A 23201-nucleotide genomic window follows, 5' to 3' on the forward strand; every position below is an offset into this window, starting at 1 on the left:
ACGACGCGGCCTGATGTTGATCTCCGTAGAAGATCCGTGAATCACCGCGGTCACCGAGCGAGGAGCCGTCCATGAGTGCCTTGTCCCCCGTCCTCAAGCAGGCCACCCCCGTCCTGGCCGAACGCGGCGAGGGCGTCCGTCTCTACGACGAGTCGGGCCGCGCCCACCTGGACTTCACCGCCGGCATCGGCGTCACGTCCACCGGGCACTGCCACCCGAAGGTGGTGGCCGCCGCCCAGGAGCAGGTCGGCAAGCTCATCCACGGCCAGTACACGACCGTCATGCACAAGCCGCTGCAGACCCTCAGCGCGCGCCTGGGCGAGGTACTGCCGAACGGACTCGACTCGCTCTTCTTCGTCAACTCTGGTTCGGAGGCCGTCGAGGCCGCGATGCGCCTCGCCAAGCAGGCCACCGGTCGGCCCAACATCGTCGCCTTCCAGGGTGGCTTCCACGGCCGTACGCTCGCCGCCGCGTCGATGACCACGTCGGCCACCAAGTTCCGCTCCGGGTACGGGCCGCTGATGTCGGGCGTCGCGCTCGCGCCGTTCCCCAACACCTTCTACTACGGCTGGGACGAGGAGACCGCGACCAAGTTCGCGCTGCGCGAGCTGGACCAGTTGCTCGCCACCGTCACCACGCCCGCCGACACCGCCGCGTTCATCGTGGAGCCGGTCCTCGGCGAGGGCGGCTACGTTCCCGCGAACACGGCCTTCCTGCGCGGCCTGCGCGAGCGCGCCGACCGGCACGGCATCCTGCTGATCATCGACGAGGTGCAGACCGGCTTCGGGCGCACGGGCAAGTTCTGGGGCCACGACCACTTCGACGGCAAGCCCGACATCATCGTCACCGCCAAGGGTCTGGCCAGCGGCTTCCCGCTGTCCGCGATCGCCGCGTCCAAGGAGCTGATGGCGCGGGCATGGCCCGGCTCGCAGGGCGGCACGTACGGCGGCAACGCGGTGGCGTGCGCCGCCGCCATCGCCACGCTCGACGTGATCCAGGAGGAGAAGCTCGTCGAGAACGCGGCCGAGCGCGGCCAGCAGCTCTTCGCCGGACTGCGCGAGGTCGCGGAGGCCTACCCGGTCGGCGGCCAGGGCGGCATCGGCGACGTCCGCGGCCTCGGCCTCATGGCCGGCACCGAGTTCGTCACCGCCGACGGCGAGCCGGACGGCGCCACCGCCGCCCGTGTGCACGCCGCCGCGTCCGAGCGCGGTCTGCTGCTGCTCACCTGCGGGACGCAGGGCCAGGTCGTCCGGATGATCCCGCCGCTGGTCGTGAACGGCGAGGAGATCGACGAGGGCCTGGGGCTGTGGCGCGAGTCGGTCGCGGCGGTCCTCGGCTGACACCTCCGGCAGGAACCGGGGGCGGCGTCGCCCTTGAGGACCACTGTCGCCCCGGCCGGCCGCCGCCGCGCCGGGGCGACAGTGCGTTGCGCCGCCATCCCTGTGGGCTTCGGACCGCCGCCCCTGTGGGCAATCGGGCCGCCCCTGAGGGGCGGTACGGGTGGGCACAGGGGCGGCCCCCGTGCGGGCAGCACCTCGCCTCCCGGCCCCACCCCGACTCCGCCCACCCGGAACCCCCGCAATGCCCAGTTCCGCCACATCGGCGCAACGATCTTGAGACCCTCAACCCACCACCCCGCCCGCCCGCGCAGCCCACCGTCCCGCCCGAAGGAGCCACCATGTCCGCCCCCGTAGCCACGACCGGATCCGCCGCGTCCCGCCCGGACGCGCCCGACCCGGCGACGCTGCAGAAGCTGGAGCGCGCACTGCGGGAAGCCGTGCCGCACGGCGAGGTCGCTTTCGGGAAGCGGCGGCGCGCCGAGTACGCGCAGGACGCCTCCGTGTACCGGCAGGTGCCCGCGGCCGTCGTGCTGCCCGCCGACACCGACGAGTTGGCCGCGGCGCTCGCCGCCTGCCACGCCCTCGACGTCGCCGTCACCCTGCGCGGTGCGGGCACCTCCATCGCGGGGCAGGCCGTCGGCGACGGCGTCGTCATCGACACGTCGCGCAGCCTGAACCGCATCGTCGAGATCGACGCCGAGGCGCACACCGCCCGCGTCGAACCCGGTGTCGTCCTCGACCGCCTCCAGGACGCCTGCAAGCCGCACGGCCTGCGCTTCGGCCCCGACCCCTCCACGCACGCCCGCTGCACCATCGGCGGCATGATCGGCAACAACGCCTGCGGCACCCACTCGGTGGCCTGGGGACGCACCGCCGACAACGTCGTCGAACTCGAGGTCCTCACCTACGACGGCGAGCGCATTCGGCTGCGCTCCCTCGACGCCGACGAACTGCAGCACGTCATAGACGAGGGCGGCCGCACCGGTGAGATCCACGCCCGCCTGCGTGATCTGCGCGACCGGCATCTGGCCATGCTGCGCACGGAGTTCGGCCGCTTCCGCCGCCAGGTCTCCGGCTACAGCCTCGAACACCTGCTGCCGGAGAGGGGCTTCGACCTCGCGGCAGCACTGGTCGGCACCGAAGGCACCTGCGCGGTCGTCGTCTCGGCCACCGTCAAGCTCGTCGACCTCCCGGCCCGCCGCACCCTCGTGGCCCTCGGCTTCGCCGACCTCCCGGCCGCCGGCGACGCGGCACGGCACGTGCTGCGCCACGAACCCATCGCCTGTGAGGGACTGGGCGGTGACCAGGTCGCGGCGCTGCGCCGCAACGTCCCCGATGCCCGCCCCGAGGAGATGCTGCCCGAGGGTGCGGGCTGGCTGCTGTGCGAGTTCGGCCACGCGGACGCGACGCCCGACCCCGAGGCCGAACAGGCCCGCGCCGACGCCCTGTTGAAGGACACCGGCGCCGTCGACGTACGCCTCGTACAGAGCCCGGCCGAACAGGCCGCCCTGTGGCGCATCCGCGAGGACAGCTCGGGCCTCGCCACCCGCGCCCCCGACGGTTCCGAGGCGTGGCCCGGCTGGGAGGACTCCGCCGTCCCCGTCGAGCACCTCGGCGACTACCTGCGCGACCTGGCCGCGCTCCTGGAATCGCACGGCCTCCAGGGCACCCCGTACGGCCACTTCGGCGAGGGCTGCGTGCACATCCGCATCGACTTCGACCACGCGACGGCCGAAGGCGTGCGGATCTTCCGTACGTTCATGAAGGACGCCGCCGAACTCGTCGCCCGGCACGGCGGCACGCTCTCCGGCGAGCACGGAGACGGCCAGGCCCGCGCCGAATTCCTGCCGCTCGTCTACAGCGAGGAGGCGATGGAGGCGTTCGGAGAGTTCAAGGCGGTCTGGGACCCGGAGAACCGGCTCAACCCCGGCATCCTCGTCCACCCCCGCGCCGCCGACGAACGCCTGCGCATCACCGCGGGCCACCGCCCCACCCTCTCGCTCACCACCACGCTCGCCCTCGCCGAGGACGACGGCGACCTCACGAAGGCGCTGCGCCGCTGCGTCGGCATCGCCAAGTGCCGCACCGCGTCCGGCGGCGTGATGTGCCCCAGCTACCGCGCCACCGGGGACGAGAAGGACTCCACGCGCGGGCGCGCACGCGTGCTGTACGAAATGGTGCAGGGCGACGTCATCACCGACGGCTGGCAGTCGGAGGAGGCCGCCGAGGCACTCGACCTGTGCCTGTCCTGCAAGGGCTGCAAGAGCGACTGCCCCGTGGGCGTGGACATGGCCTCCTACAAGGCGGAGTTCCTGCACCACCACTACAAGGGCAAGCGCCGCCCCGCCTCCCACTACGCACTCGGCTGGCTTCCCCTGTGGTCCCACCTCGCGGGCCTCGCGCCGAGCCTCGTCAACGCGGTGACGCGCAACAAGAAGGCCGCCACACTTCTTAAGAAGGCGGGCGGCATCGCCCCGGAGCGCCCCGTCCCGCCCTTCGCCGGGCGCCGCTTCCGTACGAGCTTCAAGAAGCGCCGCAACGCGCCGGCACCCGGCAGCCGGGGCAAGGTCCTCCTCTGGCCCGACACCTTCACCGAGTTCATGTCGCCCGAGGTCGGCCGCGCCGCGGTCCTCGTCCTCGAACACGCCGGCTTCGAGGTGGTCCTGCCGCCCGACCGCCTGTGCTGCGGCCTGACCTGGCACACGACGGGCCAACTCGACATGGCCAAGAAGGTGTTGGACCGCACCCTCAAGGCGGTCGACCCCTACCTCCAGGAGGGGATGCCGCTGATCGGCCTGGAGCCCAGCTGCACGTCCTTGTTCCGCACGGACGCCACGGAGCTGTTCCCCGACGACCCCCGCGCCAAGCGCCTGGCGGAGCAGACCATGACGCTCGCCGAACTCCTCGACCAGCGCGCCCCCGACGTCGACTTCGGCCGCCTCGACGACGTCACCGCCCTGACCCAGACCCACTGCCACCAGCACGCCACGCTCGGCAGCAAGGCGGACGACCGGGTGCTCGCCCGCGTCGGCGTGGACAGCGGCCGCCTCGACTCCGGCTGCTGCGGCCTGGCCGGCAACTTCGGTTTCGAGGACGGCCATTACGACGTGTCGGTCGCGGTCGGCGAACAGGCCCTGCTGCCGGCCCTGCGCGAGGCGGCCGACGACACGGTGGTCCTCGCGGACGGCTACAGCTGCCGCACCCAGATCACCCAACTCTCCGACCGCCGCCCACGCCACCTCGCGGAACTCCTCAGGGACGCGCTGCGGGCAGCGTCGAGGTGACCGAGGAGGTGCGCGCAATGTTCGGCGAGGCCCGCAGGGACGTCAGTTGACCTGCTCTCCCTGCGGCTCGCCGAGCTCGGCCGTCGGCACCCGGAACGTCTCCCGCAGCCCCCACGCGCACAGCGCCAGGACGAGCGCGGCCGCCGCGGAGTAGAGCCCGACGCCGATGGGGTTCCCGTCGAAGGCGAGCAAGAGCACGGTCGCCGTATCGCCTGTACGGAACCGGCCGCTCCGCGCATCACGCAGGCGCATTTGAGGGAGCGGGAGTCGACGCGGCGATGAGCCGGGTGACCGATTCGCGTCCGCGACCCGCCGTATACCGATGAGTTCTGCCGCGCACGCCGGTCCATGAGTGTTGGTTGGTGCAGAGCCGACTGATGACGAGTGAAGAATCAGGGAGATCCGACATGCGCACGCTGATCAGCACGGCCTTCGTGTCCCTCGACGGAGTCATGGAGGCACCGGGCGGCGAGCCCGGGTACCGCAACTCCGGGTGGACCTTCAAGGGTGTCGACTTCGTGCCCGAGGCGTTCGAGATCAAGGGCCGGGAGCAGACCGAGGCGAGCGCGATGCTCTTCGGTCGGGTCAGCTACGAGGCGTTCAGCCCGGTGTGGCCGGGCATGGAGGAGTTCGCCGAGTACAAGCCGATGCCGAAGTACGTCGTGTCCACCACCCTCAAGTCCGGTGACCTGGTGCCCGGTTGGGGCGAGACGTCGATCCTGCGCTCGCTCGACGAGGTCGCCGCACTGAAGGAGACCGAGGGTGGCCCGATCATCATGCACGGCAGCGCCACCCTCAATCAGAACCTGTCGGACGCGGGCCTCATCGACCGCTACCACCTGCTGGTCTTCCCGCTGCTGCTCGGAGCGGGCAAGCGACTTTTCAGTGCGACGGACAAGGACACGCAAGCCCTGAAGCTCGTCGAGCACGAGGCGTACGCGAACGGGCTGCAGAAGAACGTCTTCGACGTCGTGCGCTGAGGTCCTCGCGGCGTTCCGTCACGCGTCGAAGTCGGTGGAGCGCGCGAGCTTCTCCCAGTTGGTCAACTCGGCTCGGGTTCCGTCGAGTTGGGCGGTGATCGCGTCGACCGCGTCGTTGCCGAGCGGCAGGCGCAGCGGCGGCTCGTCGGCGTCCACGGCGGTCAGGATGGCGGCAGCGGCCTTGACCGGGTCGCCGGGCTCCTGGCCGCTGCCGCCCGGCAGCCCGGAGACGACCGGGCCCACGGTGTCCTGGTAGGCGTCCATGACCGGGGCCGGGGCCACCGCCTCGGTGCCGGCGAAGCCCGTGCGGAACGCGCCGGGCTCGACGATCAGCACCTTGATGCCGAGCGGCGCGACCTCGGCGGCCAGCGCCTCGGAGAGCCCTTCCAGGGCGAACTTGGTGGCGCAGTAGGCGCCGACCCCCGCGAACGCGAACCGCCCGCCCATGCTGGTCAGTTGGACGATGGTGCCCGAGCCCCGGCGGCGCATGTGCGGCAGCACGGCCCGGGTGAGCGCGGCCGGGCCGAAGAAGTGCAGGTCCATCAGGTCCCGCAGCTCCGCGTCCGTGGCCTCCTCGACCGCCCCGACCATGCCGCGCCCGGCGTTGTTGACCAGAACGTCGATCCGGCCGTGCCGTGCGGCCACTCCGTCGACCGCGGCCTGCACGTCGCCGATGGCGGTCACGTCCAGCGCCAGCGTCTCGACCTGGTCCGGGTGGGCGGCGACCAGATCGTCGAGCGGCGCGGTGCGGCGGGCGGCGGCCACCACGACGTCCCCCGCGGCCACCGCCGCCTCGGTGATCGCCCGGCCGAACCCGCTGCTCGCTCCCGTGACCAGCCAAACCCTGTTCATGCTGTTCTCCTCGAACCGGGGGAGCCGCCGCTGTCGGTGGCCCCGCTGTGAACTACCTTGCGGTACAGACCAGTTGCCCGTCCAAGATCTGACGTGATAGCCGATGGTTATGGACGTTCATGGGCGGGACCTCAGGTACTTCACCGCGGTGGCCGAGGAGTTGCACTTCACGCGTGCGGCCGAGCGGCTGTACGTCTCGCAGCCCGCGCTGAGCAAGCAGATCAGGATGCTGGAGAAGCAGGTGGGGGCCCCGCTGTTCGAGCGTGACCGGCGCGAAGTGCGGCTGACCGAGGCGGGGGCGGCGCTGTTGCCGCACGCCCAGCGGATGGTCGCCGAGTGGGAGGCTGCGCGGGAGTCGGTCGCCAAGGTGGTGGCCGAGCGGGCGTCGGCCCTCGTGGTGGGCATGAGCACCAGTCCGGGGCGCGGGGGCGTGCTGCCGGCGATCCGCTCCCGCTTCACCGCCGAGCATCCCGACACCCGGCTCAGGGTCCGCCAGGTGTCCTGGGACGACTCGACGGCGGGGCTCGCCGACGGCACGAGCGACGTGGCGTTCGTCTGGCTGCCGCTGCCGGAACAGGAGCGCTACCGGTGGTCGCCGATAGCCGAGGAGCCCCGCCTGGTCGCCATGGCCGAGACGCATCCGCTGGCCGACCGCGAGACCGTCGACTTCGCGGAGCTCCTGAACGAGCCGTTCCTCGCGCTGCCCTACAGCGCGGGCCCGCTGCGGGACTACTGGCTCGCCACCGACGCCCGCGGCGGGAAACCCGCGGTCATCGGCGCCGAGGTGGCCAGCGCCGAGGAGACGTACGAGGCGCTCGCCGCGGAACTCGGCGTCGTCCTGCTCGCGCTCGGCAACGCGCCGCTGGTCACCCTCGGCGGCGTCGTCACCCGCCCCGTCCACGGCATCTCACCCAGCCGCTTCGTGCTGGCGTGGCGCGCCGACGACCGCCGCCCGCTGGTGGAGGCGTACGCGCGCGCCGCCGCGGCCCTCAGTGACGGAACCCGTACTCCGACCACTTCTCGACCACACGCCGCCGGACGTCCTCGGGGAACGAATTCCGGAACGAAGCGGTGATCCCCGGTGTGTCACCGGCCAGTTGAGCGGGGAGCAGGCAGCTGATGACGGCCTTGCCGCCGCGGCCCGAGCGCACCTCCTCCGCAGTGAGGTAGGGAACCATCGGGATACCGGGCGCCTCCGGGTACACGTACTCGCCGGTGCCGGGGTGGTAGCGCGTCGCCATCGCCCACACCAACTGGTCGATGTCGGTGACGTCGATGTCGTCGGCGACCAGGATCACCTTCGGGACGAGCCACCCGGTGTGCGAGCCGAACAGCACCTCGGCGACGGCGTCGGCCAGTTGGCGCTCGCTCATCCGCATCCCGGCCAGCCGCCCGATGTCGACGGAGACGGCGATCCAGCACGTCGCGGCCTCGTAGGAGCACCAGGCCATGGAGACGGGCAGCCCGCTGGAGCGCAGCAGGTCCAGGCTGGTCGCCGAGATCATCGTGCCCCAGATGGTGTGGTTCTCCTCAGGTGGCAGCCCCGCCACGCACACCGGCAGGATCGGCGCGTCCCGATGGGTGACGGTCTCCACGTGGAAGACGGGCTGCGGCTTGCTCTCGGCGAACGAATACCCGTGGTACTCGCCCATCGGCCCCTCGGGGGCGGTCTCGTCCGGGCTGATCCAACCCTCCAGCACGATCTCGGAGTTGGCGGGCACATGCAGGTCGTGCAGCTCGGTCCTGACGACGTCGACGGGGCTGCCGGCGAGGGCGCCCACGTACCCGTCCTCGTTCACCTCGGCGGGCAGTGGCATGCCGGCGGCCGCCAGCGCGGCGGGCGGCGCGCCGATGACCATCGCCCAGGGCGTGGGCTCGCCGCGCTCCCGCCACATCTGGTGGATCATGCCGAGGTGCTGCTGCGGCATGGCGGGCCCGACGAGGGTGCGCGGCCCGTGCAGCATCGTGCGGCTGACGGACCAGCTCGTCCACCGGCCGTCGGGCGTGCGCACCACATGGAAGCCGTACGTCCCGAAGTAGCGGCCGCCGTCCTCGGCGTGCAGCAGCGGGACGGGGAAGCGGGTGAGGTCGACGTCCTCGCCCGTCAGGACGTTCTCCTTGCAGGGGCCTCCGTCCACGACGCGCGGAGCGAGGGGCTCGGCGTGCATCGCCGAAATGAGACGTTCGAGGAGTTCGCGCGGCGTGGTCTCGCGGGGGAGCCCGAAGTGCGCGGCGAGCCGCCCGTACGCGCCGTCGGCGCGGCCGGTGAGGCCGGCCGGCGCGCCGAGAATGCGATGCCCGGGCGCACCCTCGGTGAGGTTGCTGAACAGGGGAGCGGGACCGCGCGTCTCGTACACACGCCGCGTGATCGCGCCGACCTCGAGGGTGGGGCTGACCGGTTGACGGATGTCGACCGCGTCGCCGGCCTCGATCAACTCCGCGACGAAGTCACGGAAGTTGAGCGCGCTGCCGCGTTGCGTCATTGCAGACCCTTTCTGCGGGCGAGGGCCGGTGGAATCGGCTCTCCCCGAAGGCATCACACACAGTTATTACGTACACGTCCTTATTTCTTCACGGTAAAGTACGTGTACGTCCTAATCAAGCGAGGGGTCCCATCCGATGTCCGGTTCGACGTCCCGTCCGCAGTCCCGAAAGGGCGCGCACGCCGAGGCCCTGGAAGCGGCGCTCGACGGGGTCGGGCCGCTCGCGCGCCAGCTGAACCAGCTGCACACACGGCTCTGGTACGAGCAGGTCCACCAGGACCTCACCGGCCCGCAGTTCACCGTCCTGAGCCTGCTCGACCTGCACGGCGACATGGACCAGGGCACGCTCGGCACCCTGGCGCATCTCGACAAGTCGACGGCAGCACCGCTCCTCGAGCGACTGCGCCGCCGGGGCCTGCTGGACCTCGAGAAGGACGAACGCGACCGTCGCCGCAAGCTGGTCCGCATCACGGAGAGCGGCCGTCACCTGGTGACCCGCCTGGCGCCCGGCGTGACGGACGTGAGCGACCAGCTGCTGGACGTGCTCTCGGCGGAGGAGCGGGAGGAGTTCCTGCGGATGCTGCGGCGAGTGACGTTGCGTCAGCAGGGCTCGTGAACCCTCACGTTGTCACTTCGAGTTCGACGAGTTCGATGAGTTCGACGAGTTCGCCGGGTTCTCCCGCTGGTCGTGCACGATCGACGACGGGATGGACGCGTCGTTCTTGAGCGCGTTCCAGACCTGGTCCGCGTCCGGGGTCTTGGGGGCGACGCGGTTGGGGTCGCTGGGGGCGGTCTCGGTCGGGAGCGTCACCTGGGTGACGTCGTCCGCGCCGATGCCGGTCAGGCTCTTGCCGAGGCCGAGGAGGGAGCTCACCGAGTCCAGGCCGGTGTCCGTGGTCAGGGACTTCGTCAGGTCGGACGCGAGGTCGTAGGCCTTCTTGGGGTGGGTGACCAGGTCGAGGTCCTTCACCTGGTCGATGACGGCGGTGGCCATCTGCTGCTCCAGGGTGATGCGGTCCAGGTCCGAGCCGTCGCCGACACCGTGCCGGGTGCGGACGAAGGCGAGGGCCTCGTCGCCGTCGAGGTGGTGGGTGCCGGCCGGCTCGTCGAAGCCGCTGTCGGGGTCGTCGATGTCCTCGGTCGTGGTGATGGTGACACCGCCGATGTCGTCGATGAAGTCCACGAAGCCGGAGAAGTCGAGCTCTACGTAGTGGTTCAGCTCGAGACCCGACATCTGCTCCACGGTCTTCACCGTGCACTCCGGGCCGCCCTCGCTGTACGCCGAGTTGAACATGGCGTCCTGCTGCGCGGGGACCGTGTCGCCGTCGCTGTCGGTGCACGCGGGGATGTCGACGAGGGTGTCCCGCGGGATCCACACGGTCTCGGCCTTGGTGTGGTCCTCGTTGATGTGCACGACGGCCGTGGTGTCCGAGCGAGAGGTGCCGCCGGTGTCGCCCCCGGCGAGGTCGCCGTTGTCACCGGACCGGGAGTCCGAGCCCATCACGAGGATGTTCATCGCGCCGGAGTCGTCGGTGTCGGTCAGCACCTTGGACAGGTCGATGCCGGACACGTTGTGGTCCAGACGCCAGTACGCGCAGCCGGCCGTGCCGAGGCAGACGACGAGGAGGAGTGCGACGACCCAGATGACCCGGCGGACGATGCGCTGCTTGCGCGTGCGTTCGTCCTTGCGCGTGCGCTCGGCCTTGCGGCTCTGCTTGTCCGGGTTCCGCTTGGGCAGGGGGAACCGTCGTCCTTCGCGCGTGGCCATCGGTGGGGAACCTTTCATGGAGGGGCCGGCCCGGACCGGCGGTGGTGCGCACAGCGGCCTGCCGGGGCTCTCGTCGTCGGTGCGGGGAGAGGCGCTCAGCCGGGCGTGACGTCGCCGGGCGGCCTTGGGTGGGCGGTCGTGCGCTGCGGTGCACACGGACACTCCACTTCCGTCCCTATTACGGTCGCCCAGGCGGCGGGGTGCAGCACAGAGGCGAAGGGCCCGACCGGCCCGGGGCTTCCGGACCCGTGTGGCCCCGGTGAGAGGATCGGGACATGGCGACGAGCACCGTGACCGGAGACTTCGACCTGACCATGGACGAGCTGCGCGCGGTCGCGCGGTTCGTCGTGGAGAGCGCCCAGCCGGTCCTCCCCGTGTTCGAGGCCGCGGCGCCGGACGACCCGCGGCCCCGCGCGGCCGTCGACGCCGCGTGGGAGTTCGTCAACGGGGCGAACCGGTCCCGGCTGCAGCGCGTCACCTCGCTCGACGCGCACCGGGCCGCCGCGGCGGCGGACACCGAAGCCGTACGGCTCGCCGCGCGCGCCGCGGGCGACGCCGCATCCGCCGCGTATCTGCACCCCATCGCGAAGGCCACGCAGGTCGGCCACATCCTGCGCGCCGCCGCGTGCGCGGCCCGTGTGGCGGAGCTGGCCGCGGGCGGTGACCCGGAGGCGGGGGAGCGGGACATCGAGCGGGCCCGGCGGCGCGCCACTCCCGTCCTCGTCGACGTGCTGAGCCGGTACCCTGCGGCGCCTCAGGGGAAGGGGCGCGTGGCGCACCTGATGAGCGCGCTCGACGCGTCGTTGCGTGGTCCGCGCCAGTAACGCGGAGGCGGCACCTTCCGGTGCTGGTGCTGGTGCTGGTGCTGGTGCTGATGTCGGTGCGGGTGCCTGGAGTCAGCCGCCGAAGCGCGGGTCCGTTTCCACGAGCCGGGCGAGGTTCTCCAGTGCCATCCGTGTGCCCGTCTCGTTCTGGTCGGCGGGCACGACGTCGGGGATCCCCTCGTGCAGCATCCGCACCTCGGTGCCGCCGCCCGCGTCGGTGAGCGTGGTGGTCATCGTCATCGTGTCGCGCAGCGCGGGATCGGCGGACTCGAAGGCGAGCACCTCGACCACCTGCTCGTCCGGCACGAGCCTGGCGAAGTGTCCGTGGTACGTGTCGGTGTGCGAGGCCGACTTTCCGTTCCCGGTCGGCGCGTCGTAGGTGAGCGAGACGCGGAACTTTCCGCCCTCGCGGGCGTCGAACTCGTGCACACGACTGGTCATGCCGTCGGGCACCCGCCAGTGCGCGATCGCGTCCGCGTCGATGAGCGCCCGGTAGACGGCGGCACGTGGGGCGTTCACGTGCTGGGTGAGCTCGGTCGAGTACATCGGCCGAGCGTAGCGTTCGGCCCTTGGGCCGACCCGGGAAGACGCGAGGACGCTTCGGCCGGTCCCGAAGCGTTGCGCGCCTAGCGTCGGTGGCATGAACCGAACCGTGCATGAGATCCCCCGTTACGAGGACGCGCGTGCGGCGCTGGCCAACCCGGACCTGGTGCCGGAGATGCCGGAGGCGCCTGAGGCGCAGCCCGCCGCCAAGGGGAAGGAGGGCGCGTCGATGGCCTGGTTGCGTGCCTCGGTGCCCCGGTTCAGTTCCGGCGAGACGCATGCGCGGCGCAGGGCGCTGGTGGAGGCCGAGCTGGCCCGCCTCGACGTGGCGCGGCTACGGAAGGCGGCCACCCGGTGGCCCGAGGCCGAGGACGCGGCCCCGTACGTGGTGAGCACCCTCGCCGAGGCCCTGGGATACCGGGAACCCCACGCCGTGGCGGGGGCGATCGGGACCGTGTCCCGTGTCTACTTCGGCGGCGAGGACCCGGAGGCCGACGCGGCGGTGGCGCGCCTGGTGGAGCTGCTGTCCCCGCCGGGGGAGCTGGTGGGCGAGAGCCTCCGGCAACCGGGCCCCGATGGCCCCCGACACCCGGACCACACCGAGCTCGCCGCCGCCCGCATCTGCCTCCTCGTGCAGGCCCGTGACGCGACCGCGGCCCTGGTGCGCCATGCCGACGCCGCTCCCGCGGCCCCCGCCGACACCACCCTCGCCCCCGGCGACGCCGCTTCCGCCGACACCCGCCCCATCGAGCAGCTCCTCCACGAAACCCTGCGCGACGACCCGCCCGTCCGTGTCCTGCGCCGCGTCGCCGCCCGCGACACCCGCGTCGTCGGCCGGGACATCGCCGCCGGGGATCTCGTCCTCCTGGATGCCACGGCGGCCGCCCCCACGGACGCCGACGCGCCGCTCGCCTTCGGGGCTCCGCCGCGCGTCTGCCCCGGCCGGGAACACGCCATGGCTTTGGCCGCGGGGGCCCTCGCGCACCGGCGGCCCTCGGTCACCCCCTTCGCCCGCCTGCACCGCAAGGACGCGCCGCTGCTGCTGCCGAACGCCTGGGACTGCGCCTCGGCCGCCGCCCTGGCCGGCGCCGGGTTCGAGGCCGTCGGCACCACCAGCCTCGGTGTGGCCGCCGCGGCCGGGCTCCCGGACGGCGCGGGTGTCACCGCTGACGCCACCCTCGACCTGGCCCGCCGACTCGGGCGCACCCCGCTGCTGTTCACTGTCGACATGGAGGGCGGATTCAGCGACGACCCGGAGGAAGTCGCCGACCTCGCCCGCCAGTTGAGCGCCGCGGGCGCCGCCGGGATCAACCTCGAGGACGGTCGCGCCGACGGCAGCATCACCCCAGTCGACCAGCACGCCGCGAAGATCGCAGCGGTCAAGGCGGCCGTCCCCGAACTGTTCGTCAACGCCCGCACGGACACGTACTGGCTGGGCCGTGACCGTGCGGACACCGAGGAGCGCCTCGCCGCGTACCAACAAGCGGGCGCCGACGGGTTGTTCGTGCCGGGCCTCGCCGAGCCCGACCGGATCCGCGACATCGCAGCCCGCTTCGAGCTCCCGCTCAACATCCTCTACTCGCCCACCGGGCCGACCCTCGACGAGCTCGCCGCGCTGGGCGTCCGCCGCGTCAGCCTCGGCTCGCTGCTCTACCGCACGGCGCTCGGCGAGGCCGTGGCCGCCGCGCGGGCCGTCCGCGAAGGACGACGGCCCACCGGCGACACCCTCTCGTACGGGGAAGTACAGGGCCTGTAGCAGGCCCATGCCCATGCCCAAGCCCAAGCCCAAGCCCAGGAACGGTCCCTGTAGCAGGCGGTCAGCGCTCCGGTGCGCGATTCGCGAGTGCCGTCGTCGTGCAGTAGCCGATCGGGCCCGCCGCGTCGTACAGCGTGCAGTGCCCGACGGCGATGCCGTCCTCGGCCGTGTGCCCCGTCGCCTCCAGGCCGATCTCGTCGCTGAGCGGGAGTCGGCTCAGGGACAGGGTGTAGTCGGCGTTGATGTAGCGCAGGCCGTGGTCGCTCGCGTGGGCGAGGGGGCTCGCGGTGTCGGCGGCCAGCGCGGCGCGAACGAGCGGGGACAGGGCCTCCCCGCCCACCAGCGGCCGGGCGTCGCGCATCCAGGACCGCCGCCGCTGATCGCCGCTCCACTCGCGCACGGGCCGGAGCTCATCGTCGAACCGCAGGAACTGGGTGCGCCCGTGCGGGGCCAGCAGCTCCTGCGCCGGCGGCGCGTCCCACGGACCGGTCGCGGGAATGTGTCCGGGTGGCGGTGTGCCGGTGCGCAGCAGTACGGCACTGGCCCGCGCCAGCGGCTTCCCGTCGCTGCCGCGCACGACCGCGTCGGCCACGCGGATCCGCCGCCCGTCGCGGACCCGCTCCGTGGTGACACCGACGGGGGCGAACGGCGCGGTGCGGAACAGATCGACGGTGAGCCGCGCGAAGTGCAGCCCCTCCTCGGCGTGTTCGCGCTCCAGCGCCCGCGCGGCGAGCCCGCCCAGGAGCCGGCCGTGCACCGTGTCGGGCGCCCACCAGCCGCGCGCGTGCGACTCGGGCACGAACGTGTCCGCGCTCCTGGTGAAGTAGGGCGCCGCGTCCTCGGTCTGTGCCACGTGTGTTCCTTTCAAGTGCCTGTTGCCTGGTGCCTGGTTGAGCGCGTGCGTCGGTGCGCGCGTCAGTGCGTACGGGGGTGAGCCGTCCGGAGCGGATCGATGTGCAGCGGATCCAGCCTGCGGATGAGCGCGAGCGTGGCGTGACAGATCGCGTCGGCGTCCCGCTTGCGCGCACACGTGCCGATCTCCCGGCCCGCCTCGCCGATGACGGAGGTGAGGACGCCGACCACCAGCCGGTCCACGGGTTCCTTGCCCGCTTCGAGCAGCACCGAGTTCTGCCGGATCCACTCGCGGCCGCGCGCCCGGCGCATCAGCTCGAAGCCGGGCGGGCCGTCGCCGTCCATCCACAGCTCGATCAGATCACGCCGCCGCCAACAGCCCTCCAGGAAGCTGCGGGTGCCGACGAGGAACAGCTCCAGCGGATCCGTCTCGCCCGCCGCCCGCGCCGCGGCCACCGCCTCGGCCGCCTCGCGTTCGCGGGAGCTCTCGTAGTCCTCCCACAGCGCGACGAACAGCTCCGTCTTGCCGCCGAAATGGTGGTAGAGGCTGCCGACGCTCGACCCCGCCCTGCGCACCACCGCGACGATCGCCGTGTCGGTGAACCCCTGCTCGCAGAAGACCTCGCGGGCGGCGTCCAGCAGGGTCCGACGGGTCTGTTCCGTGCGGCTCCACTGCCACGCGTTGTCCTTGGCCGAGATCCGCTCCGCCTTGCGTGTCATCCGGTCGTCACCCCCTCCGTACCCACTGTTGCGCACCCACTGCCGTACCGAACCGAATTTTAGAATCAGCCAATTCTCCGCGCCAGAAGCCCGGTTGAACTTGTTCCGACCTCTTGACCGACCGCCGGGCCGCGGGCAACTTGAACTCATTCCTAGATTCCCGTTCCAGGATTCCCGCATTCGGATTGAGGGGGCACTTCCATGGTCGACTTCTCGCTGTCCACCGAGGAACGTCAGATCAGGGACACCGTGCGCGCGTTCATCACCAAGGAAGTGATGCCGCTGGAGCAGGACGTCCTGCGCAACGAACGGGCAGGTCAGCCGGGTGTCGAAGCCGAGGCCGTCGCCGAACTCCGCGCCAAGGCGCGCAGGTCCGGCTTCTGGGGCGTCAACACCCCGGAGGAGTACGGCGGGATGAACCTCGGCGCCGTCATGTCGGCGATCATCGCGATGGAGATGGGCCGTACGTTCGTCCCCTTCAGCTTCGGTGGCAGCGCCGACAACATCCTCTACGCCTGCGACGACCAGCAGAAGCAGGAGTACCTGCTGCCCACCATCGAGGGCGAGCGCCGCTCCTGCTTCGCCATCACCGAACCCGGCGCCGGCTCCGACGCCCGCAACATCCGCAGCCGCGCCGTGCGCGACGGCGACGACTGGCTGATCACCGGCGAGAAGACCTTCATCACCGGGGGCAACGAGGCCGACTTCGTGATGGTGTTCGCGGTCACCGACCCGGACAAGGGCGCCGACGGCGGTGTCACCTGCTTCCTCGTCGACCGCGACATGGGCTGGAAGTCGGAACCGATCGAGACCATGGGCCAGTGGGGCCCGGCCTCGCTCGTCTTCGACGAGGTACGCGTCCCCGGCCGCAACGTCCTCGGCGAGGTCGGCAAGGGCTTCGAGCTCGCCATGCAGTGGATCGGCCAGGGCCGCTACCTCATCCCCGCCCGGGCCATCGGCTCCGCCGAGCGCATGCTCCAGATGGGCGTCGACTACGCCCGCCAGCGGCACTCCATGGGCCGGCCCATCGCCGACTACCAGGCGATCCAGTGGCACATCGCCGACTCCCAGGTGGAGATCGAGTCCGCGAAGTGGCTCACCCTGTACGCGGCCTGGCGCGTCCAGCAGGGCCTCGACGCCCGGCACGCCTCCTCCATCGCCAAACTCAACGGAGCGGTGATGGCCAACCAGGTCGTCGACCGCGTCCTGCAGATCCACGGCGGCATGGGCTACACCAAGGAACTGCCCATCGAGCGCTGGTACCGCGAGCTGCGGCTGCTGCGCATCTTCGAGGGCACCGACGAGATCCAGAAGCGCACCATCGCCCGCAACCTCATCAAGGGGCACGTACGACTCGGCGGGATCGGCGAGTGACCGGGCGGCGCCCGCGCATCCGGATCTTCCGGGTGCGCGAGCTCGACCAGTACCCGGACGCCGGACAGCGGATGCGCATCCTGTCGATGGCGGTCCTCGCGGTCCTCATCGCCTCCTACGAGGGCCAGATCGCGCCCGTGGTGCCGCTGCTCCTCGACGACCTGGACATCACGCTGACCACCTACGGCGCCGTCTCCGCGACGGCGCTCGTCGCCGGGGCCATCGCGTCGATGGTCGGCGGACGGCTCACCGACACCGTGGGCCGGGTGCGGCTCATCGTGCCGCTGCTGATGCTCACCGCGGGCTGCTGCTTCCTGATGACGACCGTCCACTCAACCGGCCAACTCCTCGCCGTGCGGGCCGTGTTGTCGGTCGTCGACGGCATGGCGATGGCGGGCACCGCGCCGCTGGTGCGGGACTTCTCGCCGCGGATGGGCCGGGCGCAGGCCTTCGGCTTCTGGACCTGGGGCCCGGTCGGGGCGAGTTTCCTGGCCGCCGCGGTCGCCAGCCTCACGCTGCCACTGTTCGACGACTCGTGGCGCTCGCAGTTCGTCATCATGGGGGCGGTGTCCCTCGTGCTCTCCGTGGTGATCGCCTTCAACATCGCGGACCTCTCACCGGAACTGCGCGCCCGCATCGTGCAGTCCGAGCGCGAGACCCTCGGCCGGGCGGATCACACCCAACCGGCCCGTTCTCGCGACCTGTTCAAGCACCGCGCCATCTGGGCCCACGTGATCGGTATCGCGTCCTGGCTCGTGCTGTACGTGACACTCGTCGTGTACGGGCAGACGATGCTCGCCGAGAGCTTCGACCTCGACGCCGCGACGGCCTCGCAGATCATGGCGGCGTTCTGGACGCTGAACATCTTCACCCTCGTCCTGTCCGGCCGGTTCTCCGACCGGCTGCAACTGCGCAAGCCCTTCTGCGTCGCAGGAACGGTGGGCAGTGTGCTGCTCACCGGGTACCTGGCGGGTCTCGTCGGACGCGACGACGTCTCGCACCTGCACATCGCGATCACCGGCGCGCTCCTCGGCGGAGTGATGGGCTGCGCCTACGGGCCGTGGATGGCGAACTTCTCGGAGAACGCCGAGGACGTCGACCCACGCCTGCAGGGCACCGCCTGGGGCGTCTTCACCTTCCTGACCAAGGCGATGGGCGTGGTGGTGCTCATCGCCGTGCCCCGCGTCGTCGAATCGCACGGCTGGCGGGCCTGGCTGATCGTCTCGCTGTGCTGCATGGCCGTGTTCGTCCCGGCGTCGCTGCTCTTCCGCGGCCCGTGGCGCCGGGCGAAGTCGGCGCCGGTGGAATCCCCGCAGGACACCCCGGCCGCCGCCCCCGCGAGCGACTGACCAGCGTCAGCCGCGGGCCACCGCGATCGCCCCGGCGAGCCTCTCCCCGGCCTCGTACACCATGTACGGCACGCCGCCCTGCGTGCCGAACGAGGGGGCGGCCGCCCGGCCGTTCTCCGGGGCCGAGGCGCCCGAGTTGTAGAAGACGCCGAGGTGCTTGCGGAGCGAGAAGTCGGCGCCGACCTCCGTGATCATGAGGTCGCCGCCGCTCTCCTTGTCCTTGTTGTAGACGACGTAGGCGGAGCCGCCGCGCGTGAGCAGGTGCGGTCCGCCCACATTGACCGCGTCGACGTCGGAGTGCCGCACGAGCGGGGTCTGGTCGAAGGTCCAGTCGCGGCCGTCCGCCGACCAACCCCAGCAGATGTCGCGGTGGTTGGTCGTGTTGTTCAGCATGAACAGCATCACGTAGTGGGCGCCGCGAGCCGGCAGCTCGTGAGCGAAGACACGGGCGTACGAGGTCTCGGTGGTGCCCGCCGGCATCATCGACGTCGACAGGACCACCTTGTCGTACGTGAAGTGGATGCCGTCCTTCGAGCGGGCGAGCCGCGTCGTGGTGTTCTCGCCGTGGAAGTACAGCCAGAACTCCCGGTGTTGGGGCATCCACTGCACATGCGGTGAGGAGACGTGGCTGACCGAGTAGTGCGGGGACCAGTCGTTCGACACGATCGGGTTGTCCGGGTACTCCGTGAACGGGCCCTCCAGCGAGTCCCCGTACGCGAGGCAGATGCCGCCGGGCGCGTCGTGCGGCGCGTAGTACAGGTAGTAGCGGCCCAGCGGCTCGGCCAGCTTGTCGAAGACGCCGCGGACCGTCGGGAAGATGATCTCGCCCGTCGGGTTGTACTTGAGGTCGGCGGGGGAGAGTAGCGTGCGGACGTAGGTGTAGTCGGGGAATCCGCCCGGCGCGGCCGAGGCCGAGGGGACCGGGATCCCGCCCAGGGCCATGGCGGATCCCGTGACGGCGGCGGCGCGCAGGAAAGTACGACGTTGCATGAGCGCTCCTGATGTCGAGGGGTGGCGGAAAGAGGTCAGAGGTAGGTCGCGGCCGTGACGCACAGACCGCCGAGCGCCACCACCCACACGTACGGCAGCGTGCGCACCATCACCTGCTGCGGCGAGACACCCGCGTACTGGGCGCTCCACACCGTCTGGGTGCTGGTCGGGTCGGCGACGCCGAAGACCTGGTTGTACGAGGTGGCCATGCCGAGGACGGCGACGGCCGGGTAGATGCCGGTGGCGATGAGGACGCCCGCGATGCCGGCGCCGAGGCCGAACACATTGAGCGGACCCCGGTACAGGCACAGCGGCACCAGCACGGTGAAGACGAGGACGAACAGCACCGCGTTCTGCGGGCTGACCGCCTTCAACAGTGGTTCGAGCGCGTCGACCGCGCCCGGCAGATTCACCGCGGCGAGCAGGATGCCGATCGCCACGAACAGTGTGATCGGCGGGGCCGCCACCTCGAAGCCGCCGTACAGGGTGCGCAGCAGGCGGCGGTTCATGTCGCGCGGCCGCGTCGTCGTCACCAGCGCGTACAGCACACCCGCCAACAGCGAGGGAATGATGGCCAGTTCGAAGCCGAGGGCCAGTACCAGCGGAACGATCGGCGTCAGGAGCGCGTACCACGGGGCGTCGCCGAGCGGCTTCCGTTCGCGCGCCCGCGGCTTGTCCTGGACCGACCGCAGCGACCATGTGTGCTCCACACCGCGTCGCCGCGACTCGATCAGCACGTAGGCGAGGGCCGCCACGAGCGCGAACGGGAACAGCTTCACCATGAAGCCGCGCACCGTCGGGATCGGCAGGTCGAGGGCGGTGGAGAAGAACTGCCACACCGGGAGCTCGAACGGGATGCCCACGGCGATCCCCATCAGGATCGTCCCGGCGGCCGTCACCTTCGGGACACCCACCGCGATCATCGCCGGGATCCCGATGAGCCCGGCGAGCATCGCCGCGGGCGCGGACCCGGTCACCGTGCCCACGAGCGCCGACACGACGAGCACTCCGAGCGCCACGAACACCGGCCGGTCACCGCCGAATTCGACGATCTTACGGACCAGGGTGCCCGCGATGCCGGTCTCCTCCAGGAGCTTGCCGAGCCACGAACCGAGCAGGATCGCGATCATCGTTGCGGCGAGCGCCGGGGCACCTTCTTGGAGGACCGTGTCCAGGACACTGTTCTTGCCGGTCAGCGGGGCGCCCGCAAGGAACGCGATCACCACGGCGAGCAGCACGAGGGCGAACGCGGTGGGGAGTTTGCGGCTCAGCATGGCGGCCACTCCGGCCGCCATGACGAGCAGGATGACGACACCCATGTCACTTCTCGCTTCTGTCGGGGTGCACGGCTCTGTCGGGGTGTACGGCTCTAGTGGGTTGTACGGTGCCGGCGTGTTGTGTCACGGCCGTGGCGAGCGCCTCCGTGAGCAGCAGCGGGCTGCGGCCCAGGCCGCAGGCGACACGCGCATAGGCGTGCGCGGCCAGCTCGTCGGCGCCCGCGACATGCGCGTACACGCGGCGCCGCCCGAGCCGCAGCGCCGTGTGGCCGAGCGCCCGCTTGAACTCGGCCCGCACGCGCGCGTGGTGGAGATGTTCGTGGGCCCGCTCGTGGGCGAGCGCCGCCGCCCGCACCGAGCCCTCGGGGAACCAGGAGCGCCAGCCCCGCTCGTCGATGAGCCGTTCGGCGCGGTCGATGGTGTCGACGTACAGCTCGATCTGCGCGGGCCTCGACCGGAAGCGGGCGAGCAGCCCCTCGGTGAGGCCGCCGTCGCGCTCGACGATCCGCGCGGTCATCGCGTCGGGGGACAGGCGCGCCCCGAACTCCTCGGCGGCGAGCGCCCATTGGCCCATCAGGAGCGGATCCCGCCCCTCGTGCGTCGGGGTGCCGGCGAGCAGCCGTACCGCCAGGTCCAGGTCGTGGTCCCGGCCGGCGCCGCCGCTCATGCGCGGGACTCCACGACCGCCACGACCGGCTCGTCGGCCGCGCGCGCCCGCAACTCGCTGCGCGCCAGGGCCAGTAGCGCCTCGGGTTCGAGCACCCCCGACAGATCGGCGATCCGGCCGCCGACGAGCAGCCGCACCGCGGGCGCCCGCGTCCCGCCGTCCCCGTACGAGGTGGCGTCCCGCACCAGCGCCGCGAGCGCCTCGCCGGCCGCGCCCACGGTCGTCGTCTCCACCCGCGCGTCCGGCGCCCCGAGCCGCACGACACCGTCCGCGTCGACCACCCGCACCGGCCGCCGCGTGCCCCGGAGCCGGCGCCGCACCTCGGTGCCGTACACGGTGTACGCGTCGGTGCCCGCCAGCACGTCGACGGCGTCCTGCTGGGTCTTGAGGCTGGTGGCGGCCGCCTTCAGCCGCTCCGTTTCGTCGGCCCGGTGCGCCCGGTCCTGCGTGCGCAGTTCGGTGGCGCCGGTGGCGACGGCCCGCACCGTGCTGGTCTGCGGGTCGACGGTCACCTCGACCTCGACACCGTCGGCCGCGGCGCCCTGCGCGACGACCGCCCGCTCGGCCTCGGCGCGCACGGCGAGGATCTGCTCCTGCGTGGCACCCGGCACGATCCGCTCGACCTGCTCGCGCACCAGCGCGAGGGCCACGCCGATCGGGCTGATCACCTCGCTGTGCCGGGCGATCCGCCCTTCCATGTCGGTGGTCGCCGCGAGATGCGGGGTCACGGACGCGGCGCCGCCGCCCCCGCCGACCAGGACCGCGGTGTCGCGGTCGAGCCGGTAGTCCTTGACCATCGCGTCCACGACCGCTTGCACCGGCGCGGCCCCCGCGTCGAGCACGGCACGCGCCGCCCCCGCCACGTCGGTGCCGAGCCGGGCGGCCAGCGGGGCCAGCGCGGCCCGCGCCACCTCCTGGTCGCAACGCGCGAAGTCACCCTCGGGCACCCGCCCGAGCGCGTTCGCCGCACACGTCATCGTGAGCGCGAACCGGCCGCCCGCCGCGTCGAGCACCACATGGTCGTCCGGGTCGCCGGTCATCGGCGTCACCGTGGCCAGCTTCGCGTCCCGCAGATCGTCGAGCGTGGCGAAACACGCGTACGGAAGCCCGGCGATGTGCGCGCTGCGCGGCCCGACGCCCGCCACCTTGTCCTGTCCAAGACGCACCATCGAGCCGCCGCCGACCCCGACCGTACGCACATCAAGGGCGTTCAGATACGAGGTCTTGCCGAGGATCGTCGCGTGCCGCACCGCGACCTTGCCGCGCCGCACCACACTGATGTCCGTCGACGTGCCACCCGTCTCCAGGAACACCCCCTCGCTGATCCGCTCCTGCATCAGCGCGCCCGCGACCCCGGCCGCCGGACCCGACAGGACCGTGAGGAGGGGCCTGCGTCGCATCTCGGCGAGCGACATGACACCGCCGTCGCAGCGCATCACCATCAGCGGCGCGTCCACCCCCGCCTTGGTGATGGAGGAGTCGACGAGTTCCGCGGTCGCCAGCATCCGCGGCAGGATCGCCGCGTTCACCACCGCCGTACGCGTCCGCTTGTGCAGCCCGTACAGCGACGTGATCTCGTGGGCGGCCGCCATCGGCAGCCCTGAGGACTGCGCCGCGTCGAGCACGGCCTGCTCCCCGTCGGGACGGTCGACCCCGAACGGCTCGGTGGCGACGAGGACTTCGGCGCCCTCCTTCTGAACGCGGGTCACGGCGGCCCGCACCGCGTCGGTGTCGAACGGGTCCGGGACGTGGGCGTATGCGAGCGGCAGTTTCTTGCCCGGTGTGAGTTCCAGCTTGCCGAGCGCGGCGAGCCGCCGGGTCAGCACCGCGCCCGCGCCCGTGCCGATGCCGATGAGCCCGACCATCGCCACGTCGCCCTCCAGGAGCGCGTTCGTGGCCTGCGTCGTGCCGTGCGCCAGGAACGTCACATCGGCCGGAGTGCGGTCGACCTGCTCCAGGAGCCGGTCGAGTGCCTGCACGATGCCGTGCGCGACACCGTCCTCATGATGATGGCTCGTGGGCACCTTCACCTGGCCCACCAGGCCGAGCGTCGCCGCGTCGACGGCCACGGCGTCCGTGAACGTGCCGCCCACGTCGATCCCGACGCGTATCCGTGTGCTCATGTCGTACGCACCTCCTTGT

General features: G+C 71.7%; 20 protein-coding genes. 9 read left to right on the forward strand and 11 right to left on the reverse strand.

The features are described from left to right. The first annotated feature begins 71 nt into the window (after positions 1 to 71). Both OHA73_RS45270 and OHA73_RS45275 read left to right on the forward strand, forming a co-directional pair. A complete protein-coding gene (locus OHA73_RS45270; RefSeq protein WP_266725359.1) occupies positions 72 to 1340 on the forward strand; it encodes an aspartate aminotransferase family protein in 1269 nt (422 codons plus the stop codon). Positions 1341 to 1678: 338 nt separating this feature from the next. Beyond that, positions 1679 to 4624 (forward strand): FAD-binding and (Fe-S)-binding domain-containing protein, encoded by a 2946-nt coding sequence (locus OHA73_RS45275; protein ID WP_327658358.1) that lies wholly within the window; start codon positions 1679 to 1681, stop codon positions 4622 to 4624. 42 nt (positions 4625 to 4666) lie between these two features. Here OHA73_RS45275 and OHA73_RS45280 read toward each other — a convergent pair whose 3' ends face one another. After that, entirely contained in the window at positions 4667 to 4876 is a 210-nt protein-coding gene (locus tag OHA73_RS45280) for a hypothetical protein (RefSeq protein ID WP_327658359.1), read from the reverse strand. A gap of 155 nt (positions 4877 to 5031) precedes the next feature. Here OHA73_RS45280 and OHA73_RS45285 point away from each other — a divergent pair, with 155 nt between their 5' ends. Further along, positions 5032 to 5604 carry a dihydrofolate reductase family protein gene (locus tag OHA73_RS45285; RefSeq protein WP_327658360.1) on the forward strand — a complete coding sequence of 191 codons (573 nt, stop codon included), beginning with the start codon at positions 5032 to 5034 and terminating at the stop codon, positions 5602 to 5604. A gap of 18 nt (positions 5605 to 5622) precedes the next feature. Here OHA73_RS45285 and OHA73_RS45290 read toward each other — a convergent pair whose 3' ends face one another. Continuing rightward, a complete protein-coding gene (locus OHA73_RS45290; protein ID WP_327658361.1) occupies positions 5623 to 6456 on the reverse strand; it encodes an oxidoreductase in 834 nt (277 codons plus the stop codon). Positions 6457 to 6559: 103 nt separating this feature from the next. On the opposite strand from OHA73_RS45290, the gene OHA73_RS45295 reads away from it, so the two are divergent. Then, positions 6560 to 7531 (forward strand): LysR family transcriptional regulator, encoded by a 972-nt coding sequence (locus OHA73_RS45295; RefSeq protein WP_327658362.1) that lies wholly within the window; start codon positions 6560 to 6562, stop codon positions 7529 to 7531. On the opposite strand, the gene OHA73_RS45300 is transcribed toward OHA73_RS45295, so the two are convergent. Further along, on the reverse strand, positions 7446 to 8939 hold the full coding sequence (locus OHA73_RS45300; RefSeq protein ID WP_327658363.1) for a UbiD family decarboxylase: 1494 nt from the start codon (positions 8937 to 8939) through the stop codon (positions 7446 to 7448). The two genes, OHA73_RS45295 and OHA73_RS45300, sit on opposite strands and share 86 nt — an antisense overlap. Positions 8940 to 9075: 136 nt before the next feature. On the opposite strand from OHA73_RS45300, the gene OHA73_RS45305 reads away from it, so the two are divergent. Continuing rightward, entirely contained in the window at positions 9076 to 9555 is a 480-nt protein-coding gene (locus tag OHA73_RS45305) for a MarR family winged helix-turn-helix transcriptional regulator (protein WP_327658364.1), read from the forward strand. Positions 9556 to 9567: 12 nt separating this feature from the next. Here OHA73_RS45305 and OHA73_RS45310 read toward each other — a convergent pair whose 3' ends face one another. Beyond that, positions 9568 to 10707, reverse strand: a complete 1140-nt coding sequence (locus tag OHA73_RS45310; RefSeq protein WP_327658365.1) for an LCP family protein — start codon at positions 10705 to 10707, stop codon at positions 9568 to 9570. 275 nt (positions 10708 to 10982) lie between these two features. Here OHA73_RS45310 and OHA73_RS45315 point away from each other — a divergent pair, with 275 nt between their 5' ends. Further along, positions 10983 to 11531: a putative immunity protein gene (locus tag OHA73_RS45315; protein WP_327658366.1), complete on the forward strand. Its 549-nt coding sequence runs from the start codon at positions 10983 to 10985 to the stop codon at positions 11529 to 11531. 72 nt (positions 11532 to 11603) lie between these two features. Here OHA73_RS45315 and OHA73_RS45320 read toward each other — a convergent pair whose 3' ends face one another. After that, positions 11604 to 12077: an SRPBCC domain-containing protein gene (locus tag OHA73_RS45320; RefSeq protein ID WP_266725375.1), complete on the reverse strand. Its 474-nt coding sequence runs from the start codon at positions 12075 to 12077 to the stop codon at positions 11604 to 11606. A gap of 94 nt (positions 12078 to 12171) precedes the next feature. On the opposite strand from OHA73_RS45320, the gene OHA73_RS45325 reads away from it, so the two are divergent. Then, on the forward strand, positions 12172 to 13830 hold the full coding sequence (locus OHA73_RS45325; RefSeq protein WP_267073078.1) for an isocitrate lyase/phosphoenolpyruvate mutase family protein: 1659 nt from the start codon (positions 12172 to 12174) through the stop codon (positions 13828 to 13830). A gap of 61 nt (positions 13831 to 13891) precedes the next feature. Here OHA73_RS45325 and OHA73_RS45330 read toward each other — a convergent pair whose 3' ends face one another. Further along, complete coding sequence (locus OHA73_RS45330) at positions 13892 to 14683, reverse strand: thioesterase family protein (protein WP_267073077.1); 792 nt, start codon at positions 14681 to 14683, stop codon at positions 13892 to 13894. 62 nt (positions 14684 to 14745) lie between these two features. After that, complete coding sequence (locus tag OHA73_RS45335) at positions 14746 to 15402, reverse strand: TetR/AcrR family transcriptional regulator (protein WP_267073076.1); 657 nt, start codon at positions 15400 to 15402, stop codon at positions 14746 to 14748. A gap of 201 nt (positions 15403 to 15603) precedes the next feature. Between OHA73_RS45335 and OHA73_RS45340 the strand changes: the two genes are divergently transcribed. Continuing rightward, positions 15604 to 16776: an acyl-CoA dehydrogenase family protein gene (locus OHA73_RS45340; RefSeq protein WP_267073075.1), complete on the forward strand. Its 1173-nt coding sequence runs from the start codon at positions 15604 to 15606 to the stop codon at positions 16774 to 16776. Further along, the gene (locus tag OHA73_RS45345; protein ID WP_267073074.1) at positions 16773 to 18125 is read left to right on the forward strand and encodes an MFS transporter; all 1353 of its coding nucleotides are present in this window, start codon (positions 16773 to 16775) and stop codon (positions 18123 to 18125) included. The genes OHA73_RS45340 and OHA73_RS45345 overlap by 4 nt, the downstream gene beginning before the upstream one ends. A 6-nt stretch (positions 18126 to 18131) precedes the next feature. Here OHA73_RS45345 and OHA73_RS45350 read toward each other — a convergent pair whose 3' ends face one another. The 4 genes from OHA73_RS45350 to OHA73_RS45365 are packed head-to-tail and all read right to left on the reverse strand — an operon-like array spanning position 18132 to position 23182. Continuing rightward, positions 18132 to 19115 (reverse strand): twin-arginine translocation signal domain-containing protein, encoded by a 984-nt coding sequence (locus tag OHA73_RS45350; RefSeq protein ID WP_267073073.1) that lies wholly within the window; start codon positions 19113 to 19115, stop codon positions 18132 to 18134. Between the two features lie 35 nt (positions 19116 to 19150). Further along, entirely contained in the window at positions 19151 to 20434 is a 1284-nt protein-coding gene (locus tag OHA73_RS45355; protein ID WP_266725390.1) for a TRAP transporter large permease subunit, read from the reverse strand. A gap of 1 nt (position 20435) precedes the next feature. Beyond that, entirely contained in the window at positions 20436 to 21059 is a 624-nt protein-coding gene (locus OHA73_RS45360; protein ID WP_267073072.1) for a hypothetical protein, read from the reverse strand. Continuing rightward, a complete protein-coding gene (locus tag OHA73_RS45365) occupies positions 21056 to 23182 on the reverse strand; it encodes a hydantoinase/oxoprolinase family protein (RefSeq protein WP_267073071.1) in 2127 nt (708 codons plus the stop codon). The genes OHA73_RS45360 and OHA73_RS45365 overlap by 4 nt, the downstream gene beginning before the upstream one ends. Positions 23183 to 23201: the final 19 nt, after the last annotated feature.

This window comes from Streptomyces sp. NBC_00483, assembly GCF_036013745.1.
In the GTDB taxonomy this organism is placed as follows: domain Bacteria; phylum Actinomycetota; class Actinomycetes; order Streptomycetales; family Streptomycetaceae; genus Streptomyces.